The 6,626-nt window shown below is 62.3% G+C and carries 6 protein-coding genes; 5 read left to right on the top strand and 1 reads right to left on the bottom strand.

Going from position 1 to position 6,626, the window contains the following annotated elements; all coding sequences use genetic code 11:
* Positions 1-242 precede the first annotated feature (242 nt).
* Positions 243-2,372 (top strand): DUF1631 family protein, encoded by a 2,130-nt coding sequence (locus tag AC30NL_RS00030; RefSeq protein ID WP_489461966.1) that lies wholly within the window; start codon positions 243-245, stop codon positions 2,370-2,372.
* Between the two features lie 94 nt (positions 2,373-2,466).
* On the opposite strand, the gene yihA is transcribed toward AC30NL_RS00030, so the two are convergent.
* Entirely contained in the window at positions 2,467-3,162 is a 696-nt protein-coding gene (yihA, locus tag AC30NL_RS00025; protein WP_489461965.1) for a ribosome biogenesis GTP-binding protein YihA/YsxC, read from the bottom strand.
* Positions 3,163-3,226: 64 nt separating this feature from the next.
* Here yihA and AC30NL_RS00020 point away from each other — a divergent pair, with 64 nt between their 5' ends.
* The 4 genes from AC30NL_RS00020 to msrQ all read left to right on the top strand — a co-directional run bounded on the left by AC30NL_RS00020 (position 3,227) and on the right by msrQ (position 6,296).
* Positions 3,227-3,856, top strand: coding sequence for a c-type cytochrome (locus tag AC30NL_RS00020; RefSeq protein WP_489461964.1), 630 nt, complete (start codon positions 3,227-3,229; stop codon positions 3,854-3,856).
* 159 nt (positions 3,857-4,015) lie between these two features.
* Positions 4,016-4,354: a hypothetical protein gene (locus tag AC30NL_RS00015; RefSeq protein ID WP_489461963.1), complete on the top strand. Its 339-nt coding sequence runs from the start codon at positions 4,016-4,018 to the stop codon at positions 4,352-4,354.
* Between the two features lie 284 nt (positions 4,355-4,638).
* A complete protein-coding gene (msrP, locus tag AC30NL_RS00010) occupies positions 4,639-5,628 on the top strand; it encodes a protein-methionine-sulfoxide reductase catalytic subunit MsrP (RefSeq protein ID WP_489461962.1) in 990 nt (329 codons plus the stop codon).
* 2 nt (positions 5,629-5,630) lie between these two features.
* Complete coding sequence (gene msrQ / locus AC30NL_RS00005) at positions 5,631-6,296, top strand: protein-methionine-sulfoxide reductase heme-binding subunit MsrQ (RefSeq protein ID WP_489461961.1); 666 nt, start codon at positions 5,631-5,633, stop codon at positions 6,294-6,296.
* Positions 6,297-6,626 lie beyond the last annotated feature (330 nt).

Below are 6,626 nucleotides of genomic sequence, written 5' to 3'. Positions count from 1 at the left end.
GTTTTGGGGGCGCTGGGCGGGATGCGATGCAAGGCGCTCCGAGCGCCGTGTGGCGAGCCACACAAGTGAGGAGCAACGCCGCAGCGCGCCCGCCCAGCGCCTCCAAAACGGAATATTGTTTCGGGCCAAATCCTTAGCACGAATTCTGTTGCCAGCCAAACTTTGGCATCGGCGCGCCGCCCCCATTGTTCGCGACAAAGCTGCGACGACATAATGTCCGAACGAACGCCACTGGCAACGAGATGCCCATCACTGCCCAGCTTCAACGCTTTGTCGACGACGAACTGTTACGCGCCGCGCCTCTGGCCGAAGAAACGGCCGCACTAAGCCTCGCTCAACTCAAGCAGCCTCGCGAAGGCATGCTCAGCAAGTCAGAACGCGAGCACTACTATGAACTGGTGCAGGCGCTGCCCAAGCACAAGACCGCGTACGTGCGCACTTTCAGCGAATGCTTGCGCCAAGTGGTGATGGCTGACATGCTGGGCACGGACACGGCGCCCAGCCCCCCTGTGAAGGCGCGCGGGCTCGAACTCATGGACGAGGCCCGGATCCAGGAGGACATCGAGATTTCAGGCGCGGCGCAGCTCATCTCCGGCTCTGCCGAGTGGGAGTTTCGCGAGTTGCAGACCTTCACCGCGACTCTCGCCGGGCAGACGCACGTCACCTCAGACACCAACCCACTGCGACCGCTCGCCTACGCCCGCGCGCTCTGGGACGCCGCCTGCGCCGTGACACCCCTCCCCGTGCAACGTGTCATCTTGCTGCGCACGTCTGCGGGCGTGATGTCGGGCCAGTTGAAGAAGGCGTGGGCCGCAGCATGCACGCGGCTCGAAGCGCAAGGCGTGGAGCCAGGGCTGTATCGCACCGTGGTGATGCCCGCGGGGCCGATGGTGCACCGCGCTTCGACGCACGACCTGACCCAACCCGGCGCACTCGAAGAGATCTTGTCGAGCATGCCGAGTGCGCAGCCAACTTCGAAAGGCGCCGCGACAGGACCGCAGGCACGCGTGATTCATGCGCAGAGTCCGGCCTTCGAGCTGGCCTTGAATAAGCTCGAAGGACTGCTCTCCAGTGCCAACAAGACCGGGGCGGCTCCGCCAACGTCGCCGCAACTGCGCGAGCATCGTGCGACCCTGCTTGCGAGCGTGCCGGATACGGTCGATCGTCAGATTGTCGAGTTGCTGTCGCGCCTGTTCGAGGCTGTTCTGTCCGACCCGCGTCTGCCGCCCGCGTTTCGCATCGTGATGGCGCGACTGCAGGTGTCGGCCCTGCGGGTGGCGCTGATCGACCCGACCATGGTCCAAGCGCACGATCACGTGGTGTGGCGACTCATGAACCGCATCGGCAGCGCGGCGGAAACCTATACCCGTACCACCGACCCGCGCTGGGCCGCACTGCTTGCCTACTGTGAAACGCTGGTCGACGACATCCAGCGCGCGTCAGTACAAGACACCCATCTCTATCGACTGAGCCTGTCGCGGCTTGACGCGTTCCTCGGCGAGCAACTCCGCGAGCAGCAGATCCGCGCCCAACCGACCATCGACACACTCATTCGCATCGAACAGCGCGAACAGCTGGAACGTCAGATTTCGCATCGGCTGACCGAACAGATGGTGCCGATCCGCACCGCGGCAGGCATTCGCAGATTCATCACCGGCAGCTGGGCCACGGTGCTGGCCGAATCCATGCAGCGCAACGGAGAGAAATCGGAAACCACTCTCGAATACCTGAGGGCCACCGACGACCTGCTATGGAGCCTGCGACTGCCCGATCACCCGCAAAGCCGCAAGCGCTTGATTGCGATGCTGCCAGGTCTCTTGCAGCGCTTGCGCTCCGGCATGGGGATGCTGGGCGTGCCTGAAGGAGAACAGCAGGCGGTGCTTGATGAGTTGATGGCCGTGCACGCCGAGGCGCTGCGGCCCGGAAAGACGGGCACGCCCGAAGCCGAGCTCTCACCGCAGGAACTCATGCAGCGCATCCGAGACGAGACGACCACCTGGGACATCACCAGCCGGCAGCCGTTCAGCGATTCGCTGATCGACCTGTCGTCGATGGAAACCGTGCCTGCCGAGATCCTGCCAGGGCCGCTGTCCACGCAGGATGACGCAGCGCACATGGTGGAATCCATGACGCTCGGCTCACGCCACCATGCGTTCCTGCACGGCCGCTGGACGAGGGTTCAACTGCTGTGGCGCAGCGGACGTGGGCAGTACTTTCTCTTCGCGGGCACCGACCCCTTGCAGACTCACTCGATCACACGGCGCGCACTCGAGCGGCTCGGCGAAGAGCGCTTGATGAAGCCGCTGGACGACGTGTCGCTTGTCCAGCGATCGGTGGACGCCCTGATGCAAAAGCTGACACTGTCGCAGTAAGTACCCGGCAGCAGGGCTGACGAAGCGCAGTACTGGACATTCAGATCATCGTTTGCACTTCAACTGCCAACGCAGCTTCGATTTCATTTCATCTTCAAGAGCGCGGGTGCGTCCATGCATGCAGCACCATCGCCGCATCGCCGACACCCGACTTGTTCAATGCCGAGAAGAGCGCGACGCCCACGTCGGCTTCGTCGGTGGTCATCTCGCCCAGCGCGGCCTGCGCCGCAGACAGCGCGTCCCGCGATTCTTTGCGATTGAGCTTGTCGCATTTGGTGAGCAAGACCAGCAGCTTGACCGATCCGTTGCCCACACGTGGCGAGACAAAGTCGAGCAGTTGCCTGTCGAGGTCGGTGAAGCCCAGGCGCGAATCGACCATCAGGACCACGCCGGTGAGGCTTCTGCGGACCTCAAGGTAGTTGGCCATCACCTGCTGCCAGCGCAGCTTGGCACCGCGCGCGACGGCAGCGTAACCGTAGCCGGGCAGATCGGCGAACAAGGTGTCGGGCGTGAGCTTCGGGCCAAGCTCGAAGAGATTGATGTGCTGTGTGCGGCCAGGCGTCTTCGAGGCGAAGGCGAGTCGCTTTTGCTGCGTGAGCGTATTGATCGCAGTGGACTTGCCGGCGTTGGAGCGCCCCACGAAGGCGATCTCGGGCAACTCGGTTTGCGGCAGTTGATCGAGCTGGCTGGCGGTGGTGAGGAAGCGCGCGGTGTGCGTCCAGGCGAGAGCGATCTTCTCCTCGGCAAGCGGTGCGGCGCCGTCTTTTGCGGTCTGTCTTGTATCGGTCATGGAGGCGCCCAAAGCCATCATTGTAAAATCTCGAGGTTTTGCACCAAAGAAACCAATAACCGTCATGAAGTCAGCTGCCCTTTTGCTTTCAGGCCTCCTGCTCGCCATGGTCACTGCTATTGCGTCGGCCAACGAGGCAGCCGCCGCGTCCGCGGGGCCCGATCTGGCAAAGGGTCAAGCCAAGTCGACCGAAGTGTGCATGGGTTGCCACACCAACGACGGCTCGCGCGGCAGCCCAGCCAACCCTATCCTGCAGGGTCAGCACCCCGCATATCTCGTCAAGCAATTGACCGAGTTCAAGGCCGACAAGCGCCAGAGCCCCATCATGAAGGGCATCGCATCAAGCCTCTCGGACCAGGATATGAAGAATGTGGCCGCGTTCTACGGCAGCAAGCAGGCCAAGCCAGGCTTCGCCAAGAACAAGGACCTGGTCACCCTGGGTGAAAAGATCTACCGCGGCGGCCTGGCTGACCGCCACATCGCCGCTTGTGCCGGCTGCCACGGCCCAAGCGGTGCCGGCATCCCCTCTCAGTACCCCCGCCTTGCCGGCCAGCACGCCGACTACACCGAGGCGCAGTTGAACGCCTTCCGCAGCGGTGTGCGCAAGAACAGCCAACAGATGACGGGCATCACGCTCGAGATGACCGACAGGGAAATCAAGGCCGTGGCCGACTACATCGCCGGCTTGCGCTGATGTTTTGACATGCTCAATGAAAAAGGCCGGTCTTGCATCGGCCTTTTTCATGCACAAATGACCATGTTTCCCGTGGGCATCGGGCGCGGTTGGCACTCTCAAGCTGGCGGCAAGATGCGCGGCGTATAGTCGTTTCCACCTCGACTATCGCGCCCCGACATGCCTTACGTCCGACGCAATGCCGATCAAAGCATCAGCAGCTTGCACCGCGAGCGCACCCCGGAAGCCCCTGAGTTTCTCGACGACTTTCATCCCGACGTTCAGGCTTTCGTCGGGCACGCCGCGCGTGCACCAGAAGACTTCAACCGCCTCGATGCCGACTTCGTACGCGTGATCGAGGACGTGATCGACACTCTGATCGTCAAGAACATCATCAACATCACCGATCTGCCCGCTGAAGCGCAGGCCAAGCTCTTTGCGCGCAAGAGCTTCCGCGAGCGGGTGTCGAAGAGTTCGTTGCGCCTGTTCGAGTCGACGGACTTTGGCGACGTCATCTGAGAGGCTGAGAGTATTTCGATCATGCCCGCTCATCACATCAAAAGACCCCTGCTCGTCGTTGCAAATGCTCGACATAGCCCGGGCTATGGCTGCGCTTTGCGCCTAGATCAGGCGCCTTTTGACGCGCTGCTCGGGCACGCTCGAAAAACTCCCAGCCTCTGATTCATCGTCCGGCCCAACTCGAGCAACGTAAGATTTCTTTCGCTCCGCCCGACAGATGCATGTCCGGTCATGGAACCGGCTCGACGCTTGCAGTTCAAACCGCCACCCGACCGGATAACGCCATGCATTTGCTCAAAGACCGCGGCTTCGCCGTCCCGTCCTCTGAAGTCACGTCGCGCGACGTCTACGAAGGCCGACGCCACATGCTCAAGCTGCTGGCCATGGGTGCAGCGGGAGCTACGCTCTCCGCCTGGGCCGGACGCGATGCTTTGGCGCAATCGACCACCGTCCGACCGAACAAGCTCGCCGCGCTCCCGGGCTCACGCAGCTCTGTCGGCGGCACCATGGAAAAGCTCACGCCGTACCAGGACGTGACAACTTACAACAACTTCTACGAGTTTGGCACCGACAAGTCCGACCCTGGCCGCAATGCACATACGCTAAAGACCCGACCCTGGACCGTCGCCGTCGAAGGCGAGGTGAAGAAGCCCAAGGTCTACGACATCGACGAGTTGATCAAGCTCGCGCCGATGGAAGAGCGCATCTATCGTCTGCGCTGCGTTGAAGGCTGGTCGATGGTGGTGCCCTGGATGGGCTACTCGATGTCGGAGCTGATCAAGCGCGTCGAGCCCACGGGCCAAGCGAAGTATGTCGAGTTCGTGACGCTGGCCGATCCGAAGACCATGCCCTATGTCGGTTCGCGCGTGCTCGAATGGCCCTACATCGAAGGCCTGCGCATGGACGAAGCCATGCACCCGCTCGCCCTGCTCACCTTCGGCCTCTACGGCGAGGTATTGCCCAACCAGAACGGCGCGCCGGTGCGTGCAGTACTGCCCTGGAAGTACGGCTTCAAGAGTGGCAAGTCGATCGTGAAGATCCGCTTCGTGGAAAAGGAGCCGCGCACGAGCTGGGTCAAGGCCAACAGCGGCGAATACGGCTTTTACTCGAACGTGAACCCGAAGGTGGACCACCCACGTTGGAGTCAGGCCACCGAGCGCCGCATCGGCGAAGACGGCATCTTCCAGAAGAAGCGTCCGACGCTGATGTTCAACGGCTACGAATCGCAAGTCGGCCAGTTGTACGCCGGCATGGATCTCGCGAAGTACTTCTGATCATGTCCGCCGTGCTAAAACCGGGCGCCTCTACCACTGTTTCCGCGCGCAGCCCGGCGCGCGCCAAACCGGCCCTGCTGCATCCCGCCGCCAAGCCGCTGCTCTTCATGCTGTGCGTACTGCCCTTCGTCTGGCTCTTCTACGGCGCGGTCGCGAACACGCTAGGTGCCAACCCGGCCGAGGCGCTGATCCGCTCGACAGGCGATTGGACGCTGCGCTTCCTATGCATCACGCTGACCGTCACGCCGCTGCGGCAATGGACGAAGCAGCCAGCCCTCGCACGGTTCCGCCGCATGCTGGGACTCTTCGCCTTCTTCTACGTCGTCCTGCACTTCCTCTCGTACGCCTGGCTGGACATGGGATTCGATCTGGCGACCATTGCGCACGACATCCCGAAGCGCCCCTTCGCGCTGGTGGGTTTCACGGCCTTCGTGTTGATGATTCCGCTGGCCGCGACCTCGTTCAATCGCGCCATCAAGGCCCTTGGCGCGAAACGTTGGCAAGCCTTGCACAAACTGGTCTATGCCATTGTGTTGCTGGGCCTCTTGCACTTCTTCTGGATGAAGGCGGCGAAAAACAATTTCGGCGAGGTAGCGATCTACGCCGTCGTGATTGCCTTCCTGCTCGGCTGGCGGATTCAGCAGCGCTTAGGATTTGGCCCGGAATAAGTTCCCGTTTTGGGGGCGCTGGGCGGGATGCGATGCAAGGCGCTCCGAGCGCCGTGTGGCGAGCCCCACAAGTGAGGAGCAACGCCGCAGCGCGCCCGCCCAGCGCCCCCCAAAACGGGAAATTGTTTCGGGCCAAATCCTTACGCACGACGAGTTGTATCGGGAGCCTGAACAAACCATCAACGTGACGCGCAAGCCTCTGCGCATGGTGCGAACTCGGTCTCCTGCACTGAGAGGCTGAGAGTATTTCGATCATGCCCGCTCATCACGCCAAAAGGCCCCTGCTCGTCGTTGCAAATGCTCGCCATAGCCCGGGCTATGGCTGTGCTT

The sequence above is a fragment of the Rhizobacter sp. genome (assembly GCA_021153565.1).
Taxonomy (GTDB): Bacteria; Pseudomonadota; Gammaproteobacteria; order Burkholderiales; family Burkholderiaceae_C; genus Albitalea.
The sequence above is the reverse complement of the archived record's forward strand: the minus strand, read 5'-3'. Positions and strand labels throughout refer to the sequence as shown.

What these genes read in the sequence shown, in the direction of transcription:
- AC30NL_RS00030 (WP_489461966.1), top strand. Translation starts at nt 243, where the DNA reads ATGCCCATCACTGCCCAGCTTCAACGCTTTGTCGACGACGAACTGTTA.
- yihA (WP_489461965.1), bottom strand. Translation starts at nt 3,162, where the DNA reads ATGACCGATACAAGACAGACCGCAAAAGACGGCGCCGCACCGCTTGCC.
- AC30NL_RS00020 (WP_489461964.1), top strand. Translation starts at nt 3,227, where the DNA reads ATGAAGTCAGCTGCCCTTTTGCTTTCAGGCCTCCTGCTCGCCATGGTC.
- AC30NL_RS00015 (WP_489461963.1), top strand. Translation starts at nt 4,016, where the DNA reads ATGCCTTACGTCCGACGCAATGCCGATCAAAGCATCAGCAGCTTGCAC.
- msrP (WP_489461962.1), top strand. Translation starts at nt 4,639, where the DNA reads ATGCATTTGCTCAAAGACCGCGGCTTCGCCGTCCCGTCCTCTGAAGTC.
- msrQ (WP_489461961.1), top strand. Translation starts at nt 5,631, where the DNA reads ATGTCCGCCGTGCTAAAACCGGGCGCCTCTACCACTGTTTCCGCGCGC.